We start from the raw sequence: 27,000 nt of genomic DNA, 5'->3' as shown, positions 1-27,000 counted from the left end.
ATGACACAGGCCGACAACTCATCCTCCTCCGGCAAGACCTCCTCCTTCGGCTTCCGCGACGTGGACGCCAGGGAAAAGGTGCAGATGGTGCGCGGCGTCTTTGACTCCGTCGCCTCCAACTACGACCTGATGAACGACCTGATGAGCGCGGGCGTGCACCGTCTGTGGAAGGACGCCACGGCGGCCAAGCTGAACGCCCGTCCCGGCGAAGTCATCCTCGACATGGCCGGCGGCACCGGCGACATGGCGCGGCGCTATTCGAAGATGGCGCGCGCGGCCCAGCAACGCCGCGGCGGCGAGGACGCCACCGTCATCGTCATGGATTACAACGCCGAGATGATCCTGAACGGCGTGGCCAAGGGCGGCGAGCCCGAGATGGCCTGGGGCGTCGGCGACGCCATGAACCTGCCCTTCCCCGACGCCTGTCTGGACGCCTATTCGATCAGCTTCGGCATCCGCAACGTCTCGGATGTGGCGGGGGCGCTGAAAGAGGCCCGGCGCGCGCTGAAGCCGGGCGGCCGCTTCATCTGCCTGGAGTTCTCGCACCCCACGACCAGCGCCCTGCGCAAGGCCTATGACGCCTGGTCCTTCCACGCCATTCCGCGCATCGGCGAATGGGTCGCCAAGGATCGCGACAGCTATCAGTACCTGGTCGAAAGCATCCGCCGCTTCCCAGATCAGGCGACCTTCAAGCGGATGATCGAGGACGCAGGGTTCAGCCGCGTCAGCGTCACCAACCTGTCGGGCGGGATCGCAGCCATCCACCACGGGTGGGCGATCTGAGCCGGCTCTCCGTCAAGACCCCGCCCGCCGCCCCGACGCCGGAGCCCGTTCGCGATCCGCTGGGCGCCAGCTTGCGCCTGATCGGCTGGGGCTGGGTGCTGGCGCGTCACGGCGCCCTGATCCCGCGCGAGGTCAATCCGCTGCTGCCCGCCTGGACCCGCCCCTTCGCGCGGCTGGTGCAGATGACGGCCAGCCGCAAGCACCGCGCCGGTCGCCCCGGACAGCGCGTGGGGCAAGCCTTCGAGCACCTCGGCCCCGTGGCCATCAAGCTGGGTCAGGTCCTGGCCACCCGCGCCGACATCTTCGGCATCCAGTTCGCTCGGGATCTGGGCCGACTGAAGGACAAGCTGCCCCCCTTCCCCTTGGACGAGGCCCGCGCCGAGATCGAACGCTCGCTGGGCCGCCCGGTCGAGAGCCTGTACCGAGATCTGGGCGAGCCGGTCGCCGCCGCTTCCCTGGCGCAAGCCCATCCCGCCTGGTTGGCCGACGGCCGCAAGGTGGCGGTCAAGGTGCTGCGTCCCGGAGTCGAGCGTCGCGTGGCGCGCGGTCTGGACGCCATGCGGCTCGGCGCCAAGCTGGTGCAGAAGTTCGTCGAGCCCGCCCGGCGGCTGGAGCCCCAGGCCTTCGTCGAGATCATCGCCCGCGCCCTGTCGCTAGAACTGGACATGCGGCTGGAGGCCGCCGCCGCCTCAGAACTGGCCGAGGTCATGGCCAAGGACGGCTATATGTCGGCCCCCGCCATCGTCTGGGACGGGGTGGGCAAGCGCGTGCTGACGCTGGAATGGGCCCCCGGCCTGCCGATGACCGACCCGGCCCTTGAGGCCCTGCCCGGCCTCGACAAGGACGCCCTGGCCGACACGGTCGTGCGCGGCTTCCTGGTGCAGGCCCTGGACCACGGCGTCTTCCACGCCGACCTGCACGAGGGCAATCTGTTCGCCGACGCTCCCGCCCACGTCACCGCCATCGACTTCGGCATCGTCGGCCGGCTGGGCCCGGCCGAGCGACGCTATCTGGCCGAGATCCTGTGGGGCTTCATCAGCCGCGACTACGACCGCATCAGCCGCGTCCATTTCGAGGCTGGCTACGTGCCGCCGCATCACTCGGTCGATACCTTCGCCCAGGCCCTGCGCGCGGTCGGCGAGCCGGTCATCGGCCGCCAGGCCAGCCAGGTGTCGATGGGCCGTCTGCTGGGCCAGCTGTTCGAGATCACGGCCCTGTTCGACATGCATATGCGCCCTGAGCTGGTGCTGCTGCAGAAGACCATGGTCTCGGTCGAGGGGGTGGCGCGCCGCCTCAACCCCGACCACGACCTGTGGGAGGCCGCCAAGCCCGTGGTCGAGCGCTGGATCAAGCGCGAACTGGGCCCGCAGGCCCAGATCCGGGAGACGGTGGAAGAGGCCATCGCCACGCTGAAGGCCCTGTCGCACCTGGCGCAGAACCCGCCGCAATCTCAGACGTTGGTGATCGAGAAGGCCGGAACGCGGCCCTGGGTGGTCGCCGCCGTCACCGTCGCTGTCTGTGCGTCGATGGCCGCCTTGGTCCTGACACTCTGGCCGATGATCGTCGCCTGACGTTTCTTCGGAGCCCCGAGCCCATGACGACCCCGACCAAAGCCCTCGTCCTGGGCGCCGTGCTAGGCTGCAGCCTGTTCGCCCTGCCTGCTGTGGCCCAGACGGCGGCGGCCACGCTTCCAGACGCCTTCGGACAGCCGGCGGCGGCCGCCCCCGCGACGCGGGCAGCCCCGCCCGCCCCTGTATCGGCGGAAGCGCCCGACATCGCCCGCGCCGAACAGGCCCTGCGCGCCGTGATCGCCTCCTTGCAATCGCGTCAGATCGACTATTCCGTGTTCAGCCCCAACCTGGCCGAACAGATCCGCAGCCGGGCCGCCGAGTTCGCGCCGCGCATCCAGCAACTGGGCGCGGTCCGGACGGTCGAACACCGCGGCCAGCAGGACGGGGCGGACCTGTTCCGGGTCGTCTTCGAGAAGCAGGCCACCGACTGGGTCATAGGGTTCGATGACGAGGACCAGATCGCGGCCCTGCTGTATCGCCCCGCGCCGGGGTGAGCCGGATCAGTCCAGGGACGGCTTGCCGCGCCCGCTCTTGATGGTCGAGCGGGTGGACTTGGTTTTCAGCCGCCGCTCCTTGGACGCGCGCGTGGGACGGGTCGGAACGCGGTAGACCGGCTTGATCGAGGCCTCGGCCACCATGTCGTCCAGCCGTTCGATGGCGTCCGCCCTGTTGCGTTCCTGGGTGCGGAAACGGACGGCGGTGATCAGGATGACCCCGTCCAGGGTCAGGCGGCTGCCCGCCAGCTTCATCAGGCGCGCCTTGACCGGCTCGGTCAGGCTGGGCGAGTTCTTGACGTCGAACCGCATCTGCACGGCGGTCGAGACCTTGTTGACGTTCTGGCCGCCCGGTCCGCCGGAGCGGAAGAAGCGGAACTCCAGCTCATCCTCGGGAATGCGGCTCACGGACTGACCTTCCGTGCACGGACGACCGCCGTGTCGAGGGCCTGAAGGAAGCGAGAGCGGTCAGCCGCGGAGAAGGGCGGGGGGCCGCTGGTGGCCACGCCGATGGACCGCAGATGCTCGCCCACCATGCGCCCGGCAAGGGCCGAACCGATCGAATCCGGGGTGAAGGGCTGGCCGTTCGCCTTCAAGGCCTGAGCCCCGGATTTCAGGCAGCGGTCGGCCAGGGGGATGTCGGCGGTTATGACGATGTCGCCTGCGGTCGCCCGCTCGGCGATCCAGTCGTCGGCCACGTCGGGGCCCGCATCGACCACAATCTGTTCGATCAGGGGTTCGCGCGGGACGTTGATCCAGGTGTTGGAGACCACGAAGACCTTGAGCCCATAGCGGCGGGCCACGCGATAGACCTCCTCCTTCACGGGGCAGGCGTCGGCGTCGATGTAGAGGGTGGTGGCCATGCGCTCCTTATGGCCCTTCTCCCCTTGCGGGAGAAGGTGGCAGGCGAAGCCTGACGGATGAGGGGTCTCGCTGCCCCTCGCCTCATGCTCAAAAGAAAGCGCCGCGACCTTTCGATCGCGGCGCTGACACCCCTCATCCGAGCGCCTGCGGCGCCCACCTTCTCCCGCAAGGGGAGAAGGATTCTACTGCGGGTAGGCCACCGGCATGGCCCCTTCGCCGCCGGTGCGATAGCGGTCGCGCAGCAGGAGGTTGCGAGCCTGGAGCGGCTGTTCCACGCCGTCGATAAACACGGCGGAGGGCTGGCTCAGCGGTTCCAGCGGATCGCCGGACCAGACCACGACGTCGCCCGCCGCGCCCGGCTTCAGCTCGCCGAACTGGCCGTCGAAGCCGAAGATGCGGGCCGGGTTGACCGTGATCGCCTGGATAGCCGCCGCGAAAGGCAGGCCGTGCGAGACGGCGTTGCCGGCGTTGTAGCGGATGTCGCGGGCGCGATGGGTCGAACCCTCGTTGCCCTTGATGGCGATGACCACGCCCGCCGCGTTCAGCGCCGCCGCGTTCTGCATCCGCGCCGCCCGCATCTCGAAATTGCCGGGCAGGTTGGTGATCGGGTGCAACAGGACCGGGACCTTGGCCGCCGCGATCTCATTGGCGACCAGCCAGCCTTCGGCGGCCCCGTCGAGGATGACCTTGACGCCCTCCTCCCGCGCCAGACGCAGGACCTGCTGGATGTCCGAGGCGCGGTTGACGCTGACGATCAGCGGCATGGAACCGTTGGCCACCGGGATCAGGGCCTCGAGGTCCGCCCGCGACAGCGACAGGTCGCGCAGCGCCGCGCGGTCATAGGCGGCCTTGTTGCGGGCGTAGAGGCGCACCTCAGCCAGGGTTTCCTTGAACAGGACGAATTCGGCCCCGCGCGCACCGCCGGCGACGCCCTTGCCGGCCTCGCCGAAGGGGGCGACCATGGCCACGCGCGGCTTCACCAGAATGTCGGCGCCGCCCAGCTTTATAACCGCCGCCTGCCCGGCGAACAGGCCGGGCGACTGATAGCCGCCGTGGCCGGCGCCGGCGAAGTCGCTGTCGTCATGGCTGTGGCCGCCGCCCGAGCCGGCGTGCTGGGGCGTGACCACCGCGCGGGTGACGCCGCCGAGACGGGCGACCGGCAGGGTGAAGGACCAGGGATCCAGACCATAGGACAGGTCGAAGGCCGCGCTCAGGGTGTTGGCGCTGTTCGACAGGTCGTTGGAGCCGCGCACCGAGCCGACCTCCGAACCGCCGAGACCGGAGTCCACGGCGACGAAGCCAGGGGCCACGATCTGGCCGCGCGCGTCGATGGTGCGCAGGCCGGCCGGGGCCGCGCCGGTCCCAACGGAAACAACCTTGCCGTTACGGATGACGACGGTGCCGTTCTCGATCACCGAGGTTCCGGTCAGGATGCGGCCGCCAGTGATGGCGACGTCCTGCGCCGCGGCGGGACCGACGAGGGCGAACGCTGCAACAGCGCCCGCGAGAAGGGTTTGGATACGCATGGTTCAGCGAGCTCCCTGGGCGACGCCGGCGGCGGACTGGCCGAAGCCGGGCTGACCCAGTTCGAAATCGGATACGGGCTGGAAGGCGGGGTTGGACCGGTCGAAGGCCAGACCGCCGTCGATGAAGACCTGATCGGCGCGGGCGTAGATCGAGAAGGGATCGGCGCTCCAGATCACCACGTCGGCGCGTTTGCCGGGTTCCAGCGAGCCGGTCTCCTTGTCGATGCCGATGGAACGGGCGGCGTTCAGGGTGATCCAGCTGATGGCGTGTTCTTCCGAGATGTTCATCCCGGCGCGACGACCGGCCGACAGGGCGGCGGCGACTTCCTGATTGAGGCGCTGCGTCAGTTCGGCGTCATCGGAGTGGATCACCGCGCACGACCCCTCGGGCGCGTCGGTCAGGGCGGCGTTCTCCTCGATGCCGTCCAGGGCCTCCATCTTGAAGCCCCACCAGCCGGTCCACATGGCGGCGCAGACGCCTTCACGCGCCAGCAGGGGCGCGATCTTGTAGGCCTCGACCGCGTGGTGGAAGGTGGTGACCTTGTAGCCGAACTCCTTGGCCACATCGAGCATGACCGCCATCTCGTCGGCGCGGTAGCAGTGGTTCTGGACCAGGATGGAGCCGTCCAGCACCCCGGCCAGCGTCTCCAGCTGAAGGTTGCGGGTCGGGGGCGTGCCCTGCCCCGTTTCACGCCACTTGTCCCACTTCTCCTTGTAGTCGCGGGCCGAGATGAAGGCGGCGCGATAGCCGGCGACATTGCCCATGCCGGTGGCCGGCGAGGTGTTGCGACCGCCGTAGACGCGGCTGGGATTCTCGCCGCAGGCCATCTTCAGGCCGTAGGGAGCGTTCGGAAACTTCATCCCCTGCATGGTGACCGACGGGACGTTGCGCACCGTCACGCCCCGCCCGCCGAACAGGTTGGCCGAGCCGGGCAGGATCTGGAGCGTGGTCACGCCGCCGGCGCGGGCTGTGTTGAAGCCCGGGTCCTGAGGCCAGATGGAGTGCTCGGCCCAGACCTGGGCCGTATTCGGGTTGGTCGCCTCGTTTCCGTCGCTCATGCCCTGAACGCCGGGCGAGGGGTAGACGCCGAGGTGGCTGTGGATGTCGATGACGCCAGGCGTGACATAACGGCCGCGCGCGTCGATGACGTTGTGGCCCGCCGGGACCGGGGTGTCGGCGCCGCCGACGGCGGCGATGCGGCCGTCGGTGACGATCACCACGCCGCTCTCGATCTTCTGCCCCGCGCCGGTCAGGACCGTGGCGCCGACCAGGGCCAGGTTTTCGCGCGGCAGGCCGCGATAGGTCGAGGGATAGGGGTCGGTGTTGGCCCAGCCGTCCAGGCCCGGAGCCATGGTGCGGTCCCTGGACGCCGGAGCGGTCGAGGCCGTCTCGGTCCGGGGCTTGGCGTCGCCGGTCGTGGCGCAGGCCGACAGGGCCAGGGCGCCGAGCGCGCAGGTGAGGACAGCGAGGCTCGGGCCCCGCAGACGGTTAAGCAACATGGGCGAGACCCCCTCGCGCCCGCGGACGGCGGGCTGACAATGGGACGGCATACAAAGGGGGTTCAGCCTCGCCGTAAAGGGGAATTGTCAGGAGCCGGACAAGCGGTCGCGGACCTCGGCCTCGTCCAGCCCCTCGACCTCGATCATCTTCAGTCGCGACTGGCCGCCGCGCGCCAGGGTCACGGCGCGCCTGGGCACATTCAGGGCCCTGGCGAGGACGGCGGTCAGGGCGGCGTTGGCCTCGCCCTCGACCGGCTGGGCGCGCACGCGGACCTTCAGCACGGGACGACCGTCGGGGTCCACGCCCCAGCCGTCGATGCGGTCGGCGGCGGCGCGGGGGGTGAGGCGGATGGGGAGGCGGGTCATGGGATCAGGAGGTTCAGCGACGGCGGAGTCGACGATCATTCAAGCCACGGGCGTCGTTCAGGACAACATCGCGATAGGGGTTTGACCGGATATGAATCCCACGGGCGCCAAGTGACAACCGCTCTTTAGCGGAGCCCAGAGGATGGATTGCGAACTCCCCCAGACTTCACGGCTGGCCGTCGCCTTGGCTGGAGTCATGCTGCTGTCGGCCTGTACCGGTTCGTCCGACGAGCCCCCGGCGGCCGACACTAAAGCCCCGGCGGTCGCACCACCGACGCGGGAACAGCTGGCCAAGGACAACGCCCTGTTTCTCCAGGCCGCGACCAAGTCGCTGAAGTGGGAGGAGCCGGCCGAGCCGACGAAGATCGTCGGCCCCATCCACTTCGTCGGCACCCAGGGTCTCGGATCCTACCTGATCAACACCCCCGACGGATTGATCTTGCTGGGCACGGGGACGCCCGCGTCCGGGCCGTTGATTGCAGCCTCCATCCGCAAGCTCGGCTTCCGGCCCGAGGACCTCAAAGTATTGCTGACCTGGCACGCCCATGCCGACCACGCCGGGGCGCTGGCCTACTTCAAGGAACTGGCCCCTGGGGCCCAGGTGGCGATCATGGAACCGGACGTCGCAGCCATCGAGGACGGCGGCAAGAGCGACTTCCACTACGGCTGGGACTGGCGAACCATGGGATGGCCGGCCGTCAAGGTCGACCGGGTGCTGCACGACGGCGACACGGTCGCGCTGGGCGGGGTCACCCTGACGGCGCTGGCGACCCCCGGCCACACGCGGGGCGACACCAGCTGGACCACGACGGTCACCGACAACGGCAAGACATACAAGGTGGTCTGGCCTGACGGGCTGAGCGTCAATCCGGGCTACCGGGTGGCGCGCAACCCCTCCTACCCCGGCATCGGCGACGACTATCGCCGGACCGGCGAGCGGTTGGCGGCGCTGCGGCCCGACATCTGGCTGGTCTCGCACACCGAACGGTTCGGCCTCGACGCCAAGCGCGCCCGCGCCGCTACCCTGGGCGCCGAGGCCTTCGTCGACCGCGAAGGCTATCAGGCCTACATCCAGGCCCAGCGCGACGCCTTCGAGGCAGAGGTCGCGCGCGAGACGGCCGCGCCGTCCGCCGAGGACGGGGTCCGCCGGGGGCCGGCCCCGGCAAGCGACAGAACGGGGTGATGGCATTGGCGGGGCCACGAAAAAGGGCGCGGCGCCCTGCAGCGCCGCGCCCTCTTCATTCGGCCTGCAGCAGCCCTCAGCCCAGGGCCTTCATCAGCTCCGGCACGACGGTCTTGTAGTCGCCGACGATGCCGAAGTCCGCGACCTGGAAGATCGGGGCGTCGGCGTCCTTGTTGATGGCGACGATGACCTTGGAGTCCTTCATGCCGGCCAGGTGCTGGATGGCGCCCGAGATGCCGATGGCGATGTAGAGGGCCGGGGCCACGACCTTGCCGGTCTGACCGACCTGATAGTCGTTGGGGGCGTAGCCCGCGTCGACGGCGGCGCGCGAGGCGCCGACGGCGGCGCCCAGCTTGTCAGCCAGGGGGTCCATGACGGCGTGGAACTCTTCGGCCGAACCCAGGGCGCGACCGCCCGAGACGATGATCTTGGCGGCGCCCAGTTCGGGGCGGTCCGACTTGACCATTTCCTCGGAGACGAAGGCGGTCTTGGGCGCTTCACCAGCGGCGACCGTCTCGACCGAGGCCGAGCCGCCTTCAGCGGCGGCGGCGAAGGCCGTCGGACGCACGGTGATGACCTTCTTGGCGTCGGCGGACTGGACGGTCTCCAGGGCGTTGCCGGCGTAGATCGGGCGCACGAAGGTGTCGGCCGAGACGACCTCGACGATGTCGGAGATCGGCGCGACGTCCAGCTTGGCGGCGATGCGCGGGGCGAAGTTCTTGCCGTCGGTGTTGGCCGGGGTCAGGATGGCGTCGTAGTTCCCGGCCAGCGGCAGGACGGTGGCCTCGACGGCCTCGGCCAGACCGTGGGCGACGGCGTCGCCCTCAGCCAGCAGGACCTTGCGCACGCCAGCGATTTTCGCAGCCGCGGCGGCCACGCCCTGAGCGCCCTTGCCGAGAACCAGAATATCCACGTCCGACGACAGGGCCAGAGCCGCCGTCACCGTCTTGTGGGTGGTGTCGCGAACAGCCGAACCGTCATGGTCGGCGATGACGAGAACGGCCATTACAGAACCCCTGCGTCTTTGAGTTTGGAAACCAGCTCTGCGGCGTCGGCGACCTTGACGCCCGCCGAACGGGTCGGCGGGGTCGTGACCTTCAGAACCTTGAGGCGGTCGGCGGTATCAACGCCGTAGTCGGCGACCGCCTTTACGGCGATCTCCTTCTTCTTGGCCTTCATGATGTTGGGCAGGCTGGCGTAGCGCGGGGTGTTCAGGCGCAGGTCGACCGAGACCACGGCGGGCAACTCGGCCGCCACGGTCTGCAGACCGCCGTCGACTTCACGGGTGACGACAGCCTTGCCGCCCTCGATGACCAGCTTGCCGGCGAAGGTGGCCTGCGGCCAGTCCAGCAGGGCGGCCAGCATCTGACCCACGGCGTTGTTGTCGCCGTCGATCGACTGCTTGCCCAGCAGGACCAGGTCCGGCTTCTCTTCGTCCACGACCGCCTTCAGCAGCTTAGCGACGGCCAGCGGCTCCAGGTCCGCGTCCGACTGGATCAGGACGCCGCGATCGGCGCCCATGGCCAGGGCCGTGCGCAGGGTTTCCTGGGCCTGGGTCACGCCGATGGAGACGACGACGATTTCCGTCGCCGTGCCTGCGGCATGGTGTTCCTTGCCTTCCTTCAGGCGCACGGCCTCTTCGACGGCGATCTCGTCGAAGGGGTTCATGCTCATCTTGACGTTGGCCAGGTCGACGCCGGTCTGGTCCGCCTTGACGCGAGCCTTGACGTTCGAGTCGATCACCCGTTTCACCGGGACGAGTACCTTCATGAGCCTATCCACTTGGTCATCGAAATATGGGTCGAGGGATTGGACCGGCTAAACCGGCCTGTCAACGTAACGCTACGTGAACTGCAGCCGTGTCGTCGGCGCATTTTTCATCTATGAGACCCGCATGAAACGCTTTCTGACGATCCGACGCCTCAGCGTCCTGTTCTTCGGCATCTTCAGCCTGATGATCGCCGGGGTCTTCGTGTTCCAGCGCTACTGGATGGAGCCGGGCGAGCGCTGCGAGGCCCAGGGCAAGTGGTACGACATGGAAAGCCGCATCTGCGCCCAGCCCATCTCGATCGCCGAAATCACCGGCCGCCCCATCGGCGTGACCAGGGCGGAAGCCTCGGCCGAGAAGAACAAGGAACTGGTCGTCATCGAGGACCAGCTGAACGCCGAGAAACGCGCGCGCGCCGCCGCCACCGACGCCGAACGCGCCCGCGTCGCGGCCCTGCAACGCTAAGCGCCTGCCGCTATCGCGTCGCGCCAGGCTTCCACAGGATGTCGGCGGCGCCGTTGGCGTTGGCGCGACGGGCGGCGACGAACAGGTGGTCGGAGAGCCGGTTCAGATAGCGCACGGCGTCCGGGTTCACCGGCTCGCCTGATTCCATCAGACGAATGGCGTCCCGCTCGGCCCGACGGCAGACGGTGCGCGCCAGATGCAGGTGCGCCGACAGCGGCGAGCCGCCCGACAGGATGAAGCTGCCCAGCGGTTTCAGGCTCTCGTTCATCCAGTCGATTTCGCTCTCGATCCGCTCGACCTGCGAGGCGACAATGCGCAGCGCCTCCCATTTCGGGGCCGGCTCCAGCGGGGTCGCCAGGTCGGCGCCGAGGTCGAACAGTTCGTTCTGGATGCGGCCCAGCATGGCGTCGATGCGGTCGTTCTGGCCGCTGTTCAGACGGGCCAGGCCGATGACGGCGTTCAGTTCGTCCACCGCGCCATAGGCCTCGACCCGCAGATCGGTCTTGGAGACGGGCGCGCCCGACGCCAGACGCGTCTGTCCGCCGTCGCCAGCGCGGGTGTAGATCTTGTTCAGCGTGACCATGGTCTCAGCCCCCTCGGATTAGCCGCCGTGCGTGGCTTTCCACCACATGCCGCCCATCAGCAAAAGCACCGCCGCCGCCTGCAGCACGACACGCAGCCGCATCAGCTTGTTGGAGTTGGTGCGGGCGAAATCGCCGCCGCGATACAGGGTGTAGACCCCGAAGCCGAGGGTGATGGTGACGGCCGCGATGGCGATCAGGATCAGGATGTCGAAGATTTCCATGACCGCCTTCTAGGCGCGCCGCCCTCCGCGCGCCAGCACCCCACGCGCCGAACTGCAGTTGCGACCTATTCGCACACCCCCATTGTCACGTTCGGCGACCTGCTGTTGAGAGGCGCTCGCAACTAACCGGGGTTATTCATGTTTTCCTTCGCCGTCTCTCGTCGCTCGACCCTGCTGGCCGCTTCGGCGCTGGCTTCACTGTCCCTGGGTCAGGGCGCGCTGGCGAACGACCAGACCCAGACCACGACCGTCGACGACGTCGTCGTCACCGCCGCCGGCTTCGAACAGAAGCTGACCGACGCCCCGGCCAGCATCAGCGTCATCACCCAGGAAGAGCTGAAGCGTCGCCCCTACATCACCCTGCTGGACGCCGTGCGCGATCTGGAAGGCGTCGATGTCGGCGAGACGCGCGACAAGACGGGCCAGGGCACCATCTCCATGCGCGGCATGGGCTCGGACTACACCCTGATCCTGGTCAACGGGCGTCGCCAGAACAACCACGGCAACATCTATCCCAATGACTTCGGCGGCAACCAGTTCAACCACATCCCGCCGATGGACGCGGTCGAGCGCATCGAAGTGATCCGCGGCCCCGCCTCGACCCTGTACGGCGCCGAGGCCATGGGCGGCGTCATCAACATCATCACCAAGCGCACGCTGGACCGCTGGTCGGGCTCGATGACGGTGGGCGGCACCTTTGAAGAAAACGACGCCTACGGCGACGACACCACCGCCGACCTCTACGCCACGGGCCCGCTGATCCGGGGCCTGCTGAACCTGGGCGTTCGCGCCAGCTGGTACGACCGCAGCGCCTCGAACCCCGTCTTCGCGTCGGTCGAGGATCCGGCCGGCGACGTGCACAACCGGTCGCTCGGCTTCGGCGGCGGCGGCAAGACGGTCGACAACACCAACACCACGGCCGGCTTCAGCCTGATCTTCACCCCGACCAGCGAACAGACGCTGACCTTCGACTACGACATGTCGAAGCAGGAATATAACAACCAGATCCGCATCAACGACGCCGGCGATCCCGAGTATCCGGTCGGCACGGTCGACAACATCGCCAGCATCTGGACCGCAGGCAACTTCTGCCTCGGCGCCACGGGAGCCAATGCGGCGACTTGCGGCCGTAACGGCGGGGTGTGGTCGCGCCGCGCCAACCCGCGCGTCGGCTATAGCCCGACGCAGGAGTTCACCCGCGACAGCTGGGCTCTGACCCACGAAGGCCGCTGGAGCTTCGGCAACAGCCGCGTGTCGCTGTCGCACGTCGCCACCAACAACGAAGGCCGCACCATGCCCTTCACGGTGGCCGAACGCGCCCAGTTGCTAGCCATGTTCGACGGCACGGGCCAGTACGCCGGTATGAGCACGGCGGACCGCCGCGCCCTGGCGGAAACGACTTTCCTGCCGCGTCCCAAGCGCACGCTGGAAAGCGCGCAGTACACCCTCGACGCCCAGATAGACCTGCCCTTCCAGCTCGCGGGCGAGCATATCGCGGTCCTGGGGGGCCAGGTCATCCGCGGGGAGCTGACGGACGGCGTCTTCGGCATGGAGAGCGGCACGCCGGGACAGAAGCAGGAACACAACATGTTCTCGCTGTTCGCCGAGGACACCTGGCAAGCCACGACGGCCTTCGCCGTCACGGCCGGCCTGCGCTATGACGACCACGAACTGTTCGGCAGCCAGTTCAGCCCCCGCCTCTACGGTGTCTACAACGTCAACGACCAGTGGACGGTGAAGGGCGGCGTCAGCACCGGCTTCAAGACGCCGCAGACGACCCAGCTCTATGACGGCGTGACCGGCTTCGGCGGCCAGGGCACCTCGCCCATGTTCGGCAACCCGAACCTGCAGCCGGAGACCAGCGTCAGCACCGAACTGGCCGTCTACTGGCGTCACCCGGACCGCCACAACTTCAACGCCACGGTCTTCAACAACGTCTTTGAAGACAAGATCGCCAACCAGCCCTGCGGCGCCGGCACCGACCTGCCCTGCGCCTCCAGCGGCGAGTTCGCCGACATCGGCTACGGCACCAGCAGCCGCGCGACCAATATCGACGAGGTCGTAATCCGCGGCGTGGAGATCGCCGGACGCTGGCAGGCGCTTGAGGCCCTCAGCCTGCGCGGCAACTACACCTTCACCGACAGTGAACAGAAGAGCGGCCAGAACGCCGGCCGCCCCCTGGGCAACAGCGCCCGCCACATGGCCAACGCCATGGTCGAATGGCAGGCCACCGACAAGCTCAACTTCCTGCTGTCGAGCGAGATGCGCTCCAAGCGCTATCGCAGCTACGACGTCGCCAACAGCAAGGAGCTCTTCTACAAGAGCTACACCGTGCTCCACCTGGCGGCGTCGTATGAAGTGAACAGCTGGCTGACCGTCAACGGACGCGTCAACAACCTGCTGGACCGCGACTTCACCACCTACGACACGGCCTTCTACGACCTGGACGACGACGGCCGCTACCAGACCACCGGCGAGGTGGTCTACCTCGACCACTACAACAACAAGGACAAGGCGCGGAGCTTCTGGCTCAGCATCAACGCTCGCTTCTGATCCGTTCCGATCCGCGTTGAACAGGGCCGCCTCGCAAGGGGCGGCCCTGTTTGCTTACAGCTAAGCCGTTAGTCATCTTTGTCGGGCAGGATGGCGGCCATGACTGATCGCGCCGTCCGCAATCTGGAACATCTGCGCCGCACCGCCTCGACGGCGCGGGTGCTGAACCTGCTCAAGGTCTTTGACGAGCATGGCGAGACCGACGACTGGGCCGAGCGCCCCATGTTCCGAACGCCGGCGTTGAACACCGCCCTGATCATCAAGCACCGTCTGCGGCGCAACGAGACCGACTCCTTTCCCGGACGGCGCCAGGTGGCGACCAAGGTGGTGGTGCCGATCGACAGCACCGACCTGAAGACCGGCGGCCGCTTCGTCTTTGTCAACCAGATCGGCTTCGAGCGCGCCATGCACGAGGCCTTCGGCATCGCACCTGACCACCCCGATCTGAAAACCCTGCGGCTGATGGATCAGCTTCCGTCGCTGGACCCCTTCCTGCTGCGCGAGCAACTGCGGCGCGGCGAGGTCGATGCAGCGCCCTGCTACTTCGCGCTCAGCGAGGCGGACCTGGAACGGATGCTGACCTTCGTGCAGAGCGAGATCGAACCCCTGGTCACGCTGAGCATGGGCGGCGGGATCGCGGCGGTCGGCTCGACCGCCCGCATGGCATCGAAGATCCTGTCCAATGCGCCGGGCGACCGGCTGGAGGCGCTTCGCGCCACCCTGAGACTGGAACCCGAGCAGTATCAGGAGGGCGTCTTCTGCTGGAAGGGCTTCCTCTATTACAAATGGACCCTGGCCAGCCTGATGAACGACATCGTCGTCGTCGCCGACGAAGTGGGCTCGGTCAAACCCGTCGGCCCCAGCGACCGCGCCGCCAAGGAATACATCGACCGCGGACGCTCCGTCCTGCGCGGCCGCATCATGAAGACGTGCGAGGAAGTCAGCCGGACGCTGCGCTACTACGACGACGCCTACGCCAGCCTGACCCGCGACGGCAAGCCGATCGCCTTCCGTGACTTCCTGCTGGAGGCCCCGACCCTGTTCGCGCGTCTGGGCGACCAACTGGGGGCGGTGCAGCATATCGTCAGCTTCTGGCGCTTTCGCTTCGGGCCCAAGGCGCCCCCGGTCGGCGTCGACGAACTGATCGATATATTCATGGACTTCGAGACCGGCCTGATGGGCCGGGAGACCGACGTCTACGATCCCCGCGACGCCGCCTAGCGTCCGCTCTCAAGCAAGAAAAACCCCGCGCCGTCGCCGGCGCGGGGTTTCTGCTTTCAGACCTTCAGCCGGTCTTAGTAGCGGTAGTGTTCCGGCTTGAACGGGCCCTCGGTCGGGACCGAGATATAGTCGGCCTGTTCCTGGGTCAGGGTGGTCAGCTTGGCGCCCAGCTTGGCCAGGTGGAGGAAGGCGACCTTCTCATCCAGGTGCTTGGGCAGGGTGTAGACCTTGTTTCCGTAGGACTTGGCGTTGGTCCACAGTTCGATCTGGGCCAGGGTCTGGTTGGTGAACGAAGCCGACATCACGAAGGACGGGTGGCCGGTCGCGTTGCCCAGGTTCACCAGACGGCCTTCCGACAGCAGGATGATCTTCTTGCCGTCCGGGAACTCGATGTGGTGGACCTGCGGCTTGATCTCGTCCCACTTGAAATTCTTCAGGCCGGCGACCTGAATTTCCGAGTCGAAGTGACCGATGTTGCAGACGATGGCGTTGTTGCGCATGGCGCGCATGTGCTCGACGCGGATGACGTCCTTGTTGCCCGTCGTGGTGACGAAGATGTCGGCCTTGTCGGCGACGTCTTCCAGGGTCTGGACTTCGTAACCTTCCATGGCGGCCTGCAGGGCGCAGATGGGGTCGATCTCGGTGACGATGACGCGAGCGCCGCCGTTGCGCAGCGAAGCGGCCGAGCCCTTGCCCACGTCGCCGTAGCCGCAGACCACGGCGACCTTGCCCGACAGCATGACGTCAGTGCCCCGACGGATGGCGTCGACCAGGGATTCACGGCAGCCGTACAGGTTGTCGAACTTCGACTTGGTGACGCTGTCGTTGACGTTGATCGCCGGGAACGGCAGCTCGCCGCGCTCGGCCATCTGATACAGGCGGTGAACGCCCGTGGTCGTCTCTTCCGACACGCCGCCGATGGCGTCGCGGATGGCCGAGTAGAAGCCGGGCTTCTCGGCGATGTAGCGCTTCATCACCTTGAAGAGGGCTTCTTCTTCCTCATTCTGCGGGTTCGCCAGGACCGAGATGTCCTTCTCGGCCTTCGGGCCGAGCACGCACAGCAGGGTGGCGTCGCCGCCGTCGTCGAGGATCAGGTTCGGATAGCCGCCGTCCGCCCATTCGAAGATCTTGTGGGCGTAGTCCCAGTATTCTTCCAGGGTCTCGCCCTTGGTGGCGAAGACCGGCGTGCCGGCGGCCGCGATGGCGGCGGCGGCGTGGTCCTGGGTCGAGAAGATGTTGCACGAGGCCCAGCGCACTTCGGCGCCCAGGGCTTCCAGCGTCTGGATCAGGACCGCCGTCTGGATGGTCATGTGCAGGCTGCCGGCGATGCGGGCGCCCTTCAGCGGCTTGGCGGCGCCGAACTCGTCGCGCAGCGCCATCAGGCCCGGCATTTCGGTTTCGGCGATGGCGATTTCCTTGTTGCCGAAATCGGCCAGGGAAATGTCGCGAACGATATAGTCGGTCATACGGAAGCTCTCGCGGCGAGGATTTGCAAGGCGTCGCTATAGCGCGCCCGCAGCCCGGGGGCAATCAACACATAAGGATGTCTTTATATGAGGCCCGGCTTGAGTGGCGACGTCGGCCTAAGGGATTCTACGCACCCCCCTCTTAAGAGCCGCAATACCCCTAAGGTTCAAAGGGATAAACAGGCGCGCTCCCCTGCGCCGGCGTAGGTAGCGAGACGACGATCATGGCGGGCGAAAACATCGACCACCGCATGGGCTTCATGGGCCTGGGCCAGGCCTCGGCAGGATACCGCGCCATGGGGCCGCTGTTGCGGGCGCAGACGCCGATCGCTCTCGCCGCCTTCTACGACCGGGTGCGCGCCGAGCCGACGACCCGCCGCTTCTTCCGCGAAGAGTCGCATATCACCGCCGCCAGCACGGCGCAGCAGCGCCACTGGGACGCCATCATCGACGGCCGCGCCGACGCCGACTACGCCAAGTCCGTGCGCACCATCGGCCATGTCCACGCCCGCATCGGGCTGGAGCCGCGCTGGTACATCGGCGGCTACAGCGTCATCCTGGCCCACCTGACCCGCGCCATCGCCGAGCGTCCCCGGAAGTTCTGGGCCAACAAGCGCGAGCACGACCGCGTCACCGCCGAGGCCGTGGCCGAGCTGACCCAGCGGGTCATGCTGGACATGGACCTGGCCATCTCCATCTACCTCGAGGTGCTGCAGGAGCAACGCGACAAGGTCCAGGCCGCCCACGACGAGGCCGAGGCGCGTCAGACCGAGGTGGTCCGCGCCCTGGGCGCCGCCCTGCATGATCTGGCCGAGAACGACCTGTCGACCACCATTCCCGGCGTCTTCCCCGAACAGTACCGCAGCCTGCAGAACGACTTCCACGCCGCCACCCGCGCCCTGCGCACCGCCGTCCGCGCCGTGGCCGACAGCGTGCAGAGCCTGAGCGCCGGCTCCAACCAGTTGGCCACCGCCTCCGAAGACCTGGCCAGCCGCACCGAACGTCAGGCCGCCAATCTGGAGCGTACGGTCCACGAGGCAGACGCCATCGCCCGCGCCGTGGCCTCGACCGCCGACAACGCCCGCCAGACCGCCGAGGCCCTGGCCGCCGCCCGCATCGACGTCGAGGAAAGCAGCCAGGTGGTCGGAGAGGCGGTCAACGCCATTCACGCCATCGCCGAATCCTCGACCGGCATCGCCCGCTTCACCAGCCTGATCGACGAGATCGCCTTCCAGACCAATCTGCTGGCCCTGAACGCCGGGGTCGAGGCGGCCCGCGCCGGCGACGCCGGTCGCGGCTTCGCCGTGGTGGCCCAGGAAGTGCGCGCCCTGGCCCAACGCTCGTCCGAAGCCTCGGGCGAGATCCGCACCCTGATCTCGACATCCTCGGCCCAGGTGGCGCGCGGCGTCGATCTGGTCGAACGCACCGGCGAGGCGCTGGAGCGGATCGGCGGCCGCGTCGTGGCCATCGACGGACTGGCCGGCGGCATCGCCGGTTCAGCCCAGGAACAGGCCGAAGGTCTGGCCCGCGTCCGCCGCACCATGGGCGAGATGGACGACATCACCCAGCAGAACGCCGCCATGACCGAAGAGGCCACCGCCGCCGCCCGGCAGTTGGCCACCGAGGCCGTCGGCCTGCACCAGCAGGTCAGCCGCTTCCGTCTGGACCGCGGCGCCGCGCCGCAGCTGCGCGCGGTCGGCTAATCCAGCGAACACCGGCTTGGGAATTCCGGCTTGGCCGCGCCGTCGCGCACGGCTAAGCCGTCGCCATGGCTGACGACGCTTCGATCCGACCCGCCCGCGATTTCTCGATCCCCCGCCACGACTGGACGCTGGAGGAGGTCGAGGCCCTGTTCGCCCGCCCCTTCATGGAGCTGGTGTTCGAGGCGGCGACCGTGCACCGCCGCACCTTCGACCCCAGCGAGGTGCAGAAGTCGCAGCTGCTGTCGGTCAAGACCGGCGGCTGCGCCGAGAACTGCGGCTACTGCTCGCAATCGGCCAGCTTCAAGACGGGCCTCAAGGCCGAGAAGCTGATGGAGCCGACCGCCGTCATCGCCGAGGCCATGGCGGCCAAGGCTGGCGGGGCCAGCCGCTTCTGCATGGGCGCCGCCTGGCGCGAGTTGAAGGACCGCGACACGCCCAAGCTGGCGGCCATGATCTCGGGCGTGAAGGCGCTCGGCCTGGAGACCTGCGCCACCTTGGGGATGCTGAACGCCGACCAGGCGAAACAGCTGAAGGACGCGGGCCTCGACTACTACAACCACAACCTCGACACCGGGCCCGAGTATTACGCCGAGGTGGTGACGACCCGCTCCTATCAGGACCGGCTGGAGACGCTGCAGCACGTCCGCGACGCGGGCATGAACACCTGCTGCGGCGGCATCGTCGGCATGGGCGAGAAACGTCGCGACCGCGCCGGCCTGCTGCACGCCCTGGCCACCCTGCCCGTCCATCCCGACAGCCTGCCGGTCAACGCCCTGGTCCCCGTCGGCGGCACGCCCCTGGGCGAGCGCGTGCTGAAGGAGGGCGAGATCGACCCGATCGAGTTCGTCCGCACCGTCGCCGTCGCCCGCATCGTCTGCCCCCGGTCCATGGTCCGCCTGTCGGCCGGTCGCGAAGGCATGACGCCGGAGATGCAGGCCCTGTGCTTCCTGGCCGGCGCCAACTCCATCTTCGTCGGCGGCAAGCTGCTGACCACGCCCAACCCGGAAGAAGACGACGACGCCAGGCTGTTCGCCCTGCTGGATCTCAAGCCCATGCCGCTGAAGGTCGAGGCGCGAAGCTAGGCCGTTACGAACAGCGCCAGCCAAGGATACAGGGGCGAGCGCCGCTCACGCCCATGCCTACGCCCCGCTTCGTCCTGAACGGCCCAATCGACGCCGCTCTGAGCCAAACGCCAATGTCCATTTGCGGCGTCAGGGCTGGGGACTGCTTACGACCCGTTGCGGACCTTCCTGACAGACATGAGAGAACGCGAGCGCTTATCGCGACCTGCGCTTATTCCATCTTCAAAACACCCAAGCACATATTGCTTGGGACTTCTCGATAGAGGCGGCAGTTAAACCCGATCCGTGCCTTATTCTGATCGGTCTTGAAGGCAAAAAGCTGCGATTTGATCTGCTCCCTGTTTAGAGAGGACGCATCAGGCATATCTCTTTCGCGCCATATCCTGACGGAACAATGCTCACGAGCGATGCACTGAGCTTCTGATAGACCTGCAAATGAACCCAAATCGAAGTTGGCATAGTCATCAACGCCGATTGCATAGTTATCCGGTCCCAGTTCAATTGTTATCTTGGCAACCGCAGTCACTGACAGCTCACGCTGGGGGATTATTCCCAGCACGATAAAGGCGGCACCGATGGCTAGAACGGCACACCCCGCAGCAATAGCCCACCACTTCATCACACCCCTCGCGAAGCTCAACCTTGCTCAGTGTCGGCCAAGCAGACTGGTGCAGCAAGCCAGTTGGGGCCTCACTCCATGTATGCGAAGGTCAGCAAACCGCCCGTAGCCGCCATTCAAAACGCCCAAGCCTCGGCGGGAGAGCTTACCGCCCCGGTCGCCGCGTCATGGCCGAGGCCGGGGCCAGTTGCAGGCCGCGCGCTTCAAGTCCGGCGGTCCAGCGGGCGGCGGCTTCGACGGTGACGGGGTAAGAGAAGCCGGTTCCGAGCGCTGCGCCGCGCGTCTTGGCGGCGGCTTCCAGGGCGTTGAGCTGGCCCATGATGGCGGCCGGGGTCTGGCTCTCGTCGATGATGCGGTCGGCGCTGGCGCGGGCGAAGGCGCCGGGCTTCCTGCGCATGGAGCCGTCATCGAGGAAGGCCACGCCGCGCTGGCGCAGGACGGCCAGCATGGCGCCCATGCCTTCGTCCGAGGTCGCGAACCGGTCGCCCAGATAGTTGGTCACGCCGAAATAGCCCGTAGCGCGGCCCAGCAGCCAGTCCAGTTTGACCTCGACGTCGTCGGCGCCGCCGCTGGACAGCAGGGTGTAGGGGCCGGGGTCGTTGTCGGGATAGCCGGTCGGCTCCATCGGCAGCTCGATCATCACCTCGTGCCCCTGGGCACGGGCCATGTCGATCCAGGCTTGCAGCCCTTCGGCGTAGGGCACGAAGCTGAGCGTCACCTCGGCGGGCAGGCGTTCAATGGCGGCGCGGGTGGTGACGGCGTTCAGGCCCAGACCGCCGACGACCAGCGACACCATGGGCTTGCCGTTCGAGCGGAAGGGCCGGGCGTAGGCCTGGGCCGGGACGCGGCCGTCCGGCGCGATGCGCGGCAGGGGGCCGTTGGGACCGGGCGAGAACAGGCCCGCGATCGGGGCCTTGGGCAGAGGGTTCGAGGGCGCGCGAACGGGCGCAACGATGGCCGAGCCGCCCGCCACGCTGGCGCCGTCGGGCAGGGTGATCAGGGCCTCGTGCCCCGCCGCGCCATTGGGATCCAGCAGGGCCGGATCGCCGCCCGCCATGTCCTGATAGAGATCGAGGCCGCTCATGGCGAAGGCGTCGACGCCGGTCGGCGCAGGGGCTGCGGCGGCGACCGGGCGTTGCAGCGCCACGCGCGCGGAAGGCGCGCCGGCGCGCGGGTCGCCCAGCACCGCCACGAACAGCACCCCGGCGGCCAGAAGGAAGACGCCCGCCGCGCCTACGGCGACCGGCGGCTTCTTCAGCGCGGCGACGATCGTGTCGCGCGTCAGGCGCGAGCGCGCCTCCGGCGGCAGGCCGGCGGTGGCGGCGAGGGCGGACTGGCGCTTGGCGAACATGGACAGGGCGGCGCTCGAACGTCAGGGGCGGACTGGAGCGCCGCACGACGCGACGCTCCTCAAGCCTCACTTATCCCGAGCGCCGGTTAAGAAACCCTAACGCACCATTCACCACGTTGGCGGCGGCGACGCCGAGGAAGGATCAGTCCTTCTTCGGCTCGTTGCCCGGCGTGATCTCAGGCGTGCGCGCCGGCGAGGCCGCGGGCGTGTCTGTGGACGCAGTCTCCGCCGTCTCGATCGGCTTGGTCCCAGGCGCCGTGACCACGACCGTATCCGGCGCGGCGGCCAGTCGGGTCAGGTCGCCGCCCGCGCGCAGGACGTCCAGGGCGCGCTGCAGCTGATAGTCCTTGGTCTTGTCGAAGCCCTCGCCCGGCGCCTCGTGCGGGGTGTGCGGCCCCTTGCGCTCGGCCCCGATGGAGGAGTCCAGCGCCGTGGCGTAGGCGGCCTCGGAATAGATGAAGCTGGAACGCGAGACGATGCGCGCCTCGGCCTCGGAACGGGCGACCTCGAGGTCCGGTTCGATGCCGATCTTCTGGATCGACCGGCCCGACGGCGTGAAATAGCGCGCCGTGGTGATGGACAGGGCGCCGTCGGCCCCGCCGCGCAGGGGGATGACAGTCTGCACCGATCCCTTGCCGAAGCTGGTCAGGCCGACCACGGTCGCCCGTTCCTGATCCTTCAGGGCGCCGGCCACGATCTCCGAGGCCGAGGCCGAGCCGTAGTTGATCAGGACCACCAGCGGCAGCCCGCCGGTCAGGTCACCCGGCTTAGCGGCGTAGCGTTCGATGTCGTCGGGCTTGCGGCCGCGCTGGCTGACGATCTCGCCCCGTTCCATGAAGGTGTCCGACACGTCGATCGCGGCGTTCAGCAGCCCGCCGCCGTTATTGCGAAGGTCGAGGACGTAGCCCTTGATGCCCGGCTTCTCGGCCTTCAGGCGGTTGATGGTCTCGGTCAGTTCGCGGCCGGTATTCTCGTTGAAGGTCGAGATGCGCAGGTAGCCGAAGTCGCCTTCCAGTCGTCCCGTGACGGACTCGACCTTGATGACCTCGCGCGTCAGGACCACTTCGCGCGGCTCCTCGCCGTCGCGCAGGAAGGTGACGGTCACGCTGGCGCCGATGGCTCCGCGCAGCTTCTCGGACACCTCGGACACGGTCAGGCCGGCGGCGTTCTGGCCGTCGATGGCGCTGATGACGTCGCCCGCCTGCACCCCGGCGCGGCCGGCGGGGCTGTCGTCCATCGGCGAGATCACCTTCACCAGGCCGCCCTCGGAGGTGATGGTCAGACCCACGCCGGAATATTCGCCCGTCGTCCGTTCGCGCAGTTCGCCATAGGACTTGGGCGGCAGATAGTTGGAGTGCGGGTCCAGCGCCGTCATCATCCCCGACAGCGCCGCCTCGATCAGCTTCTTGTTGTCGACCGGCACCACATAGGCCTGCTCGACGATGCCCAGCACGTCGCCGAACATCTGGAGCATGCGGAAGGTCTCGTTGCGCGGGGTCTGGCTGGCGACAGCCGCCGCCGATCCGCCCAGGGCCAGGGCGGCGCAACCGATGAGAAGCAGTTTACGCATTCGGTGTCTTTCCATCGGACCCGCGCGGGCTCCGGTCGTCCAGGGAGGCGCAGGCGTTCAGCCGCCGACGTCAGATGTGACGATACAATCAGCCTCGGCGCGGATTTGAAAGGACTTTCGCGCGGACCCGGCCCTATCGCGGACTATTGCAGCCAGGGCGCCGGGTCGATGGGCCGTTCATCGCGACGCAGCTCGAAATAGGCCTCGCCGTCCTCGCCCGTGCGGCCCAGGGCCTGGCCGTCGGCGACGCGCTGGCCGGTGTCGACCGACAGCTGATCCAGTCCGGCCACGACGACGCGCCAGCCGGGTCCCAGATCGAGAATGACCACCTCGCCCCATTCCTTCAGCGGCCCGGCGTAGGCGACGCGCGCGGCGGCCGGGGCGGCGATGACCTCATGACTGGAGCGCCAGCGCCACCCGCTGGAACCGCCGCCGAAGCGCTGCGACGGCGCGCCCTGGACCGGGGCGGTCAGGCGGCTGCGCCCGGCGGGCAGACGGGCGGCAGGGGCTTCGACCGTGACTTCGGCGATAACCGGCGCTTGACCGCCCAACTCGCGGATGCGGGCCTCCAGCGACCGGGTGGCCCGTTCTGCGCGAGCGGCCTCCGCGCGCAGGACGGCGCGCAGGGCGACCTTCCGGGCCGACAGGCTCTCGATCTCGGCGCGACGGTCGCCTTGCGCGCTCTCGACGGTGAACAGGCGCTCGCTGGACAGGGCGGCCAGACGACGAATGCGGATCACCTCGGCCTGACGCTCGACCAGGGACCTGGCCCGCCCCTGCAGTTCGGGGGTCATGGCGCGGATGAGGATGGAGGCGCGCACGGTATCCACCGCCTTGTCCGCCGGGATCAGCAGGGGCGGCGGCGGCTTGCGGCTCATCATCTGAAGGGCCGACAACAGGCGTCCCTGACTGGCGCGTTCCCGGGAAAGGGAGGCGACCAGGGCGGCCTCGCGGTCGCCCAGCTCCTTCAGACGGGCGCGCTGGGCTTCCAGTTGCACGTCGTCCTCGGCCTCGGCCCGGCGCAGGGCCGCCAACTGGCGATCCAGGTCGACCACCTCGTCGCCGGCGGCGGCGGCCTCGGCGCGCAGGCGACGAGCGCGAGCGGTCTCGTCGCGATACTCCGCCTGCAGCCGGGTCAGTTCAGGATTGGGCGCGGCGGCGCGCTGGCTGGACGCCGGCCCGGCCAGAACCAGGGCCAGGCCCCCGGACAGCAACAGAAGCCCCGCCCCCCGGCGCATCAGTCGCGGTGATAGGGAGAGCCGGACAGGATGGTCACGGCGCGATAGAGTTGTTCGGCCAGCATGGCGCGAGCCAGGGCGTGGGGCCAGGTCTGAGGTCCAAAGGCCAGAGTCGAGCGGGCGGCGCGGCGCACGCTTTCATCCAGACCATCCGCCCCGCCGATGGCGAAGACCAGACGCCGCTCGCCCTGGTCGCGGAGGGCGGCGATATGATCGGCGAAGGCGCGGGAGGAATAGGTCTTGCCGCGCTCGTCGCAGGCGATCAGGTGCGCGCCCTCGGCGGCGGCCAGGATCAACTCAGCCTCGGGCGCCTTGCCGGATTTACGGGGTTCGAGATCGACCAACTCGAGCGGGCCCAAGCCCAGCGGACGACCCGCAAGGGTCGCCCGTCGGGCGTAGTCGTCGGCCAGAGCGGCCTCCGGACCGCGGCCCGGCTTGCCGATGGCCGCGATCGCCAGCTTCATGCAGTCAGCCCGGCTCGAGGATCAGGCGGCGCCGGCGCCGCGGTGGGCGCTGTCGATCGCCCAGATCTTCTCGATGTTGTAGAAGGTGCGCACTTCGGGGCGGAACAGGTGGACGATGACGTCGCCGGCGTCCAGCAGCACCCAGTCACAGTGCGGCAGGCCTTCGACCTTCACCTTGCCCAGACCCATGTCCTTGAACAGGCGCAGCAGGTGATCGGCCAGGGCGCCGACGTGACGGTTCGACCGGCCCGAGGCCACGATCATGGCGTCGGACATCGGGCTTTTGCCGCGCAGGTCGATGAGGACCATGTCGAGCGCCTTGTCGTCGTCGAGCTTGGTGATGATGGCGCGTTCCAGATCGGTCAGGCCGACCGGCAGCGGGGCCTGATCGCCGAAACTGGGACCGCCTTCGACCTGACCGTCTTCGGAATGGACGGAATCCATCGGGTCCATTTCGTGGGCCGCGTTGGAAACGGCGGCGTCTTGCGCATCGTGCGCGGGCGAGGGGGTCAGCGGAGGGCTCCGGGGAGATTACTAAAGGGGCAATCTAGCACGTTCCCGCCGAAAGGTCACCCACCGCGGAGATTCGACGCCTCGCCCCGACGAATCGCCGTCGAGGAGCGCGGATTGAGCGGGGCCGTCAGATAGGTCCAGGCGGGCGCTTCGAGGCTGGGCAGCAGGCCCGCGCGAGGCGCCGGGATGCGAAAACGCGCATAGCGCGAGGCGGCCGGGGCGGAGCGGCTGTCCAGTTGGCTGCCCGGCCGCGCAATCACCGCCACCGGCATCAGATGCATGATGTCGGTCCAGCCCCGCCAGCGATGGAAGCTGGCCAGATTGTCCGAACCCATCAGCCAGACGAACTGCACGCCGGGATAACGGGCCTTCAGCACCCGCAGGGTGTCGACGGTCCACTGCACGCCCGCCCGGGTTTCGAAATCCGAAACGATCATGGCGGGTCCGACCGTGGCGGCGACCGCCCGGGCCGAGGCCATGCGCGCGGACAGGGGCGCGGTGTCGCGGCTGGATTTCAGCGGGTTCTGCGGCGAAACCAGCCAGACCACCCGGTCCAGGCCCAGGCGGCGCATCGCCGTTTCGGCCACATGGGCGTGGCCGTCGTGCGCCGGATTGAAGGAGCCGCCGAACAGTCCGACGTTCATCCCCGGCTGCAGGCCGAGCCCGTCGCGCAGGGCGCCGGGTCGAGGGCCGAGGCCTTTCGGCGCGGGACCAGCGTGGAAGAAGGACAAGGGCGGCTCTTTGGCGGCGACGACGAGAGGGCGGACTTATGCTCACCCGCGCCCTAACACGCCGCGCCGCCCCTGTCTCGCATCAGCAGACGGACGAAAGTCTCAGAATTCTTTCCAGCTCGAACCCGGATCGCGTTCGCCCGGCTGCGCCAGCTGCTGGCCCCAGGTCACGACCATCAGAGCCTTGTGGCTGCGGATCTTGTACTGGCCGATCATCGGGGAGACCGCGCCCAGAGGCAGGCCGGTGCGACCGTCGTAGAGGAAGCCGGAAAACTCGGCCACGCCCATGCGGTCGCGGTTGGAGTAGATCGAAAGCTCGGGGATGGAGACGACGTTCAGCGTCTCATTGATCGGCACCCGCATGTCGGGGATGCCGAAGACGCGGCGCATCTGCTCCAGCGACAGGGCGCCGGCGCGAACCTCGAAGATGGCGTCAGCGCTGTCGCGGTCGCGACTGATGGCGTAGCCGGCGTCCGACAGGGCGGCGCGAATGGCGCTCAGCGCGTAGCGGGCGTTTTCGGCCTGGAAATAGGTTTCGTCGATGAAGACGCGCGCGCCCTGCGGGATCGGCAGGGTCAGCCCCTCGACCGCGCGATCGGCGGCGCGGTTGACCAGCAGCATGTCGGTAGCCGTCCGCGCCGGATTGGTCTCGGTCACCGAGGCGCAACCGGCCAGAACCGCGGTCGCGGCCAGCAGGACGATCAGGCGCGCCCTGATCAAATCACCAGGCTCCGACGTTGGGCATGGAGGCCCAGGGTTCGGCCGGCGCCAGGCGCTCGCCGGCCTGAAGCAATTCGATCGAGATGCCGTCGGGCGAGCGGACGAAGGCCATGTGGCCGTCACGCGGCGGACGACTGATCGTCACGCCGCCATCCATCAGCCGCTGACAGGCGGCGTAGATGTCGTCGACCGCGAAGGCGAGGTGGCCGAAGTTGCGACCGCCCTGATAATCCTCGGGGTCCCAGTTGTAGGTCAGCTCGACCTCGGGCGACTTTTCGGCCTCGGCGCGGCCGACATCCTGCGGCGCGGCCAGATAGATCAGGCTGAAACGACCCTTCTCGCTGTCCATCCGGCGCGTCTGCACCAGACCCAGCAGGTCGCGATAGAAGTGCAGCGACGCCTCCAGATCCTTCACGCGGACCATGGTGTGCAGATAGCGCATGG

General features: G+C 68.2%; 28 protein-coding genes. 9 read left to right on the top strand and 19 right to left on the bottom strand.

Annotated features, from left to right (window positions below):
• Genes B4A39_RS08515 through B4A39_RS08505 form a run of 3 tightly spaced genes read left to right on the top strand, consistent with a single transcriptional unit; the run spans position 1 to position 2,848 of the window.
• Complete coding sequence (locus B4A39_RS08515) at positions 1-783, top strand: class I SAM-dependent methyltransferase (protein WP_292035397.1); 783 nt, start codon at positions 1-3, stop codon at positions 781-783.
• Complete coding sequence (gene ubiB, locus B4A39_RS08510) at positions 771-2,354, top strand: 2-polyprenylphenol 6-hydroxylase (protein WP_292035395.1); 1,584 nt, start codon at positions 771-773, stop codon at positions 2,352-2,354. Before B4A39_RS08515 ends, ubiB begins: the two co-directional genes overlap by 13 nt.
• A gap of 23 nt (positions 2,355-2,377) precedes the next feature.
• On the top strand, positions 2,378-2,848 hold the full coding sequence (locus B4A39_RS08505; protein ID WP_292035394.1) for a hypothetical protein: 471 nt from the start codon (positions 2,378-2,380) through the stop codon (positions 2,846-2,848).
• A gap of 6 nt (positions 2,849-2,854) precedes the next feature.
• Here B4A39_RS08505 and arfB read toward each other — a convergent pair whose 3' ends face one another.
• The 5 genes from arfB to B4A39_RS08480 form a co-directional block, all read right to left on the bottom strand.
• On the bottom strand, positions 2,855-3,256 hold the full coding sequence (gene arfB / locus B4A39_RS08500) for an alternative ribosome rescue aminoacyl-tRNA hydrolase ArfB (RefSeq protein WP_292035392.1): 402 nt from the start codon (positions 3,254-3,256) through the stop codon (positions 2,855-2,857).
• The gene (locus B4A39_RS08495) at positions 3,253-3,711 is read right to left on the bottom strand and encodes a YaiI/YqxD family protein (protein ID WP_292035391.1); all 459 of its coding nucleotides are present in this window, start codon (positions 3,709-3,711) and stop codon (positions 3,253-3,255) included. The genes arfB and B4A39_RS08495 overlap by 4 nt, the downstream gene beginning before the upstream one ends.
• Before the next feature lie 183 nt (positions 3,712-3,894).
• Positions 3,895-5,238 carry an amidohydrolase family protein gene (locus B4A39_RS08490; RefSeq protein ID WP_292035389.1) on the bottom strand — a complete coding sequence of 448 codons (1,344 nt, stop codon included), beginning with the start codon at positions 5,236-5,238 and terminating at the stop codon, positions 3,895-3,897.
• Between the two features lie 3 nt (positions 5,239-5,241).
• Positions 5,242-6,738 carry an amidohydrolase gene (locus B4A39_RS08485; RefSeq protein ID WP_292035388.1) on the bottom strand — a complete coding sequence of 499 codons (1,497 nt, stop codon included), beginning with the start codon at positions 6,736-6,738 and terminating at the stop codon, positions 5,242-5,244.
• Between the two features lie 87 nt (positions 6,739-6,825).
• Positions 6,826-7,104, bottom strand: coding sequence for a DUF167 domain-containing protein (locus B4A39_RS08480; protein WP_292035387.1), 279 nt, complete (start codon positions 7,102-7,104; stop codon positions 6,826-6,828).
• Between the two features lie 142 nt (positions 7,105-7,246).
• Here B4A39_RS08480 and bla point away from each other — a divergent pair, with 142 nt between their 5' ends.
• On the top strand, positions 7,247-8,287 hold the full coding sequence (gene bla / locus B4A39_RS08475) for a subclass B3 metallo-beta-lactamase (protein WP_292035386.1): 1,041 nt from the start codon (positions 7,247-7,249) through the stop codon (positions 8,285-8,287).
• Between the two features lie 76 nt (positions 8,288-8,363).
• On the opposite strand, the gene B4A39_RS08470 is transcribed toward bla, so the two are convergent.
• Together B4A39_RS08470 and B4A39_RS08465 are read right to left on the bottom strand one after the other, a co-directional pair.
• Positions 8,364-9,293 (bottom strand): electron transfer flavoprotein subunit alpha/FixB family protein, encoded by a 930-nt coding sequence (locus B4A39_RS08470; RefSeq protein ID WP_292035385.1) that lies wholly within the window; start codon positions 9,291-9,293, stop codon positions 8,364-8,366.
• Positions 9,293-10,057 carry an electron transfer flavoprotein subunit beta/FixA family protein gene (locus tag B4A39_RS08465; RefSeq protein WP_292035384.1) on the bottom strand — a complete coding sequence of 255 codons (765 nt, stop codon included), beginning with the start codon at positions 10,055-10,057 and terminating at the stop codon, positions 9,293-9,295. Before B4A39_RS08465 ends, B4A39_RS08470 begins: the two co-directional genes overlap by 1 nt.
• A gap of 124 nt (positions 10,058-10,181) precedes the next feature.
• On the opposite strand from B4A39_RS08465, the gene B4A39_RS08460 reads away from it, so the two are divergent.
• Positions 10,182-10,520, top strand: coding sequence for a hypothetical protein (locus B4A39_RS08460; RefSeq protein ID WP_292035383.1), 339 nt, complete (start codon positions 10,182-10,184; stop codon positions 10,518-10,520).
• Positions 10,521-10,530: 10 nt separating this feature from the next.
• On the opposite strand, the gene B4A39_RS08455 is transcribed toward B4A39_RS08460, so the two are convergent.
• Positions 10,531-11,103, bottom strand: coding sequence for a cob(I)yrinic acid a,c-diamide adenosyltransferase (locus B4A39_RS08455; RefSeq protein WP_292035381.1), 573 nt, complete (start codon positions 11,101-11,103; stop codon positions 10,531-10,533).
• A gap of 18 nt (positions 11,104-11,121) precedes the next feature.
• Positions 11,122-11,325 (bottom strand): twin transmembrane helix small protein, encoded by a 204-nt coding sequence (locus tag B4A39_RS08450; protein WP_292035379.1) that lies wholly within the window; start codon positions 11,323-11,325, stop codon positions 11,122-11,124.
• A gap of 138 nt (positions 11,326-11,463) precedes the next feature.
• Here B4A39_RS08450 and B4A39_RS08445 point away from each other — a divergent pair, with 138 nt between their 5' ends.
• Positions 11,464-13,878, top strand: coding sequence for a TonB-dependent receptor domain-containing protein (locus B4A39_RS08445; protein ID WP_292035377.1), 2,415 nt, complete (start codon positions 11,464-11,466; stop codon positions 13,876-13,878).
• A 99-nt stretch (positions 13,879-13,977) separates the two neighbouring features.
• Positions 13,978-15,099 (top strand): hypothetical protein, encoded by a 1,122-nt coding sequence (locus tag B4A39_RS08440; RefSeq protein WP_292035376.1) that lies wholly within the window; start codon positions 13,978-13,980, stop codon positions 15,097-15,099.
• A 74-nt stretch (positions 15,100-15,173) separates the two neighbouring features.
• On the opposite strand, the gene ahcY is transcribed toward B4A39_RS08440, so the two are convergent.
• Positions 15,174-16,565, bottom strand: a complete 1,392-nt coding sequence (gene ahcY, locus B4A39_RS08435; protein WP_292035375.1) for an adenosylhomocysteinase — start codon at positions 16,563-16,565, stop codon at positions 15,174-15,176.
• A gap of 224 nt (positions 16,566-16,789) precedes the next feature.
• Here ahcY and B4A39_RS08430 point away from each other — a divergent pair, with 224 nt between their 5' ends.
• Together B4A39_RS08430 and bioB are read left to right on the top strand one after the other, a co-directional pair.
• Positions 16,790-18,268 (top strand): globin-coupled sensor protein, encoded by a 1,479-nt coding sequence (locus tag B4A39_RS08430; RefSeq protein ID WP_292035374.1) that lies wholly within the window; start codon positions 16,790-16,792, stop codon positions 18,266-18,268.
• A gap of 65 nt (positions 18,269-18,333) precedes the next feature.
• Positions 18,334-19,350: a biotin synthase BioB gene (gene bioB, locus B4A39_RS08425; RefSeq protein ID WP_292035373.1), complete on the top strand. Its 1,017-nt coding sequence runs from the start codon at positions 18,334-18,336 to the stop codon at positions 19,348-19,350.
• Between the two features lie 211 nt (positions 19,351-19,561).
• Here the strand turns inward: bioB and B4A39_RS08420 are convergent, their stop codons facing one another.
• From B4A39_RS08420 to B4A39_RS08380, 9 genes are all read right to left on the bottom strand, one after another.
• The gene (locus B4A39_RS08420) at positions 19,562-19,969 is read right to left on the bottom strand and encodes a hypothetical protein (protein ID WP_292035372.1); all 408 of its coding nucleotides are present in this window, start codon (positions 19,967-19,969) and stop codon (positions 19,562-19,564) included.
• A 145-nt stretch (positions 19,970-20,114) separates the two neighbouring features.
• On the bottom strand, positions 20,115-21,320 hold the full coding sequence (locus B4A39_RS08415) for a divergent polysaccharide deacetylase family protein (protein ID WP_292035371.1): 1,206 nt from the start codon (positions 21,318-21,320) through the stop codon (positions 20,115-20,117).
• 142 nt (positions 21,321-21,462) lie between these two features.
• On the bottom strand, positions 21,463-22,890 hold the full coding sequence (locus B4A39_RS08410; RefSeq protein ID WP_292035369.1) for a S41 family peptidase: 1,428 nt from the start codon (positions 22,888-22,890) through the stop codon (positions 21,463-21,465).
• 143 nt (positions 22,891-23,033) lie between these two features.
• Complete coding sequence (locus B4A39_RS08405) at positions 23,034-24,104, bottom strand: murein hydrolase activator EnvC family protein (protein WP_292035366.1); 1,071 nt, start codon at positions 24,102-24,104, stop codon at positions 23,034-23,036.
• 23 nt (positions 24,105-24,127) lie between these two features.
• Entirely contained in the window at positions 24,128-24,592 is a 465-nt protein-coding gene (rlmH, locus tag B4A39_RS08400) for a 23S rRNA (pseudouridine(1915)-N(3))-methyltransferase RlmH (RefSeq protein WP_178825235.1), read from the bottom strand.
• Positions 24,593-24,613: 21 nt separating this feature from the next.
• Entirely contained in the window at positions 24,614-25,045 is a 432-nt protein-coding gene (gene rsfS, locus B4A39_RS08395) for a ribosome silencing factor (protein ID WP_292035361.1), read from the bottom strand.
• Positions 25,046-25,161: 116 nt separating this feature from the next.
• Positions 25,162-25,836, bottom strand: coding sequence for a nicotinate-nucleotide adenylyltransferase (locus B4A39_RS08390; RefSeq protein WP_292035358.1), 675 nt, complete (start codon positions 25,834-25,836; stop codon positions 25,162-25,164).
• A gap of 102 nt (positions 25,837-25,938) precedes the next feature.
• On the bottom strand, positions 25,939-26,556 hold the full coding sequence (locus B4A39_RS08385) for a DUF6655 family protein (protein WP_292035355.1): 618 nt from the start codon (positions 26,554-26,556) through the stop codon (positions 25,939-25,941).
• A gap of 1 nt (position 26,557) precedes the next feature.
• A complete protein-coding gene (locus B4A39_RS08380) occupies positions 26,558-26,998 on the bottom strand; it encodes a VOC family protein (RefSeq protein ID WP_292035352.1) in 441 nt (146 codons plus the stop codon).
• Positions 26,999-27,000 lie beyond the last annotated feature (2 nt).

The organism is Brevundimonas sp. UBA4553 (assembly GCF_002387245.1).
Classification (GTDB): Bacteria; Pseudomonadota; Alphaproteobacteria; order Caulobacterales; family Caulobacteraceae; genus Brevundimonas.
This window is presented reverse-complemented; position numbering and strand designations above follow the sequence as displayed.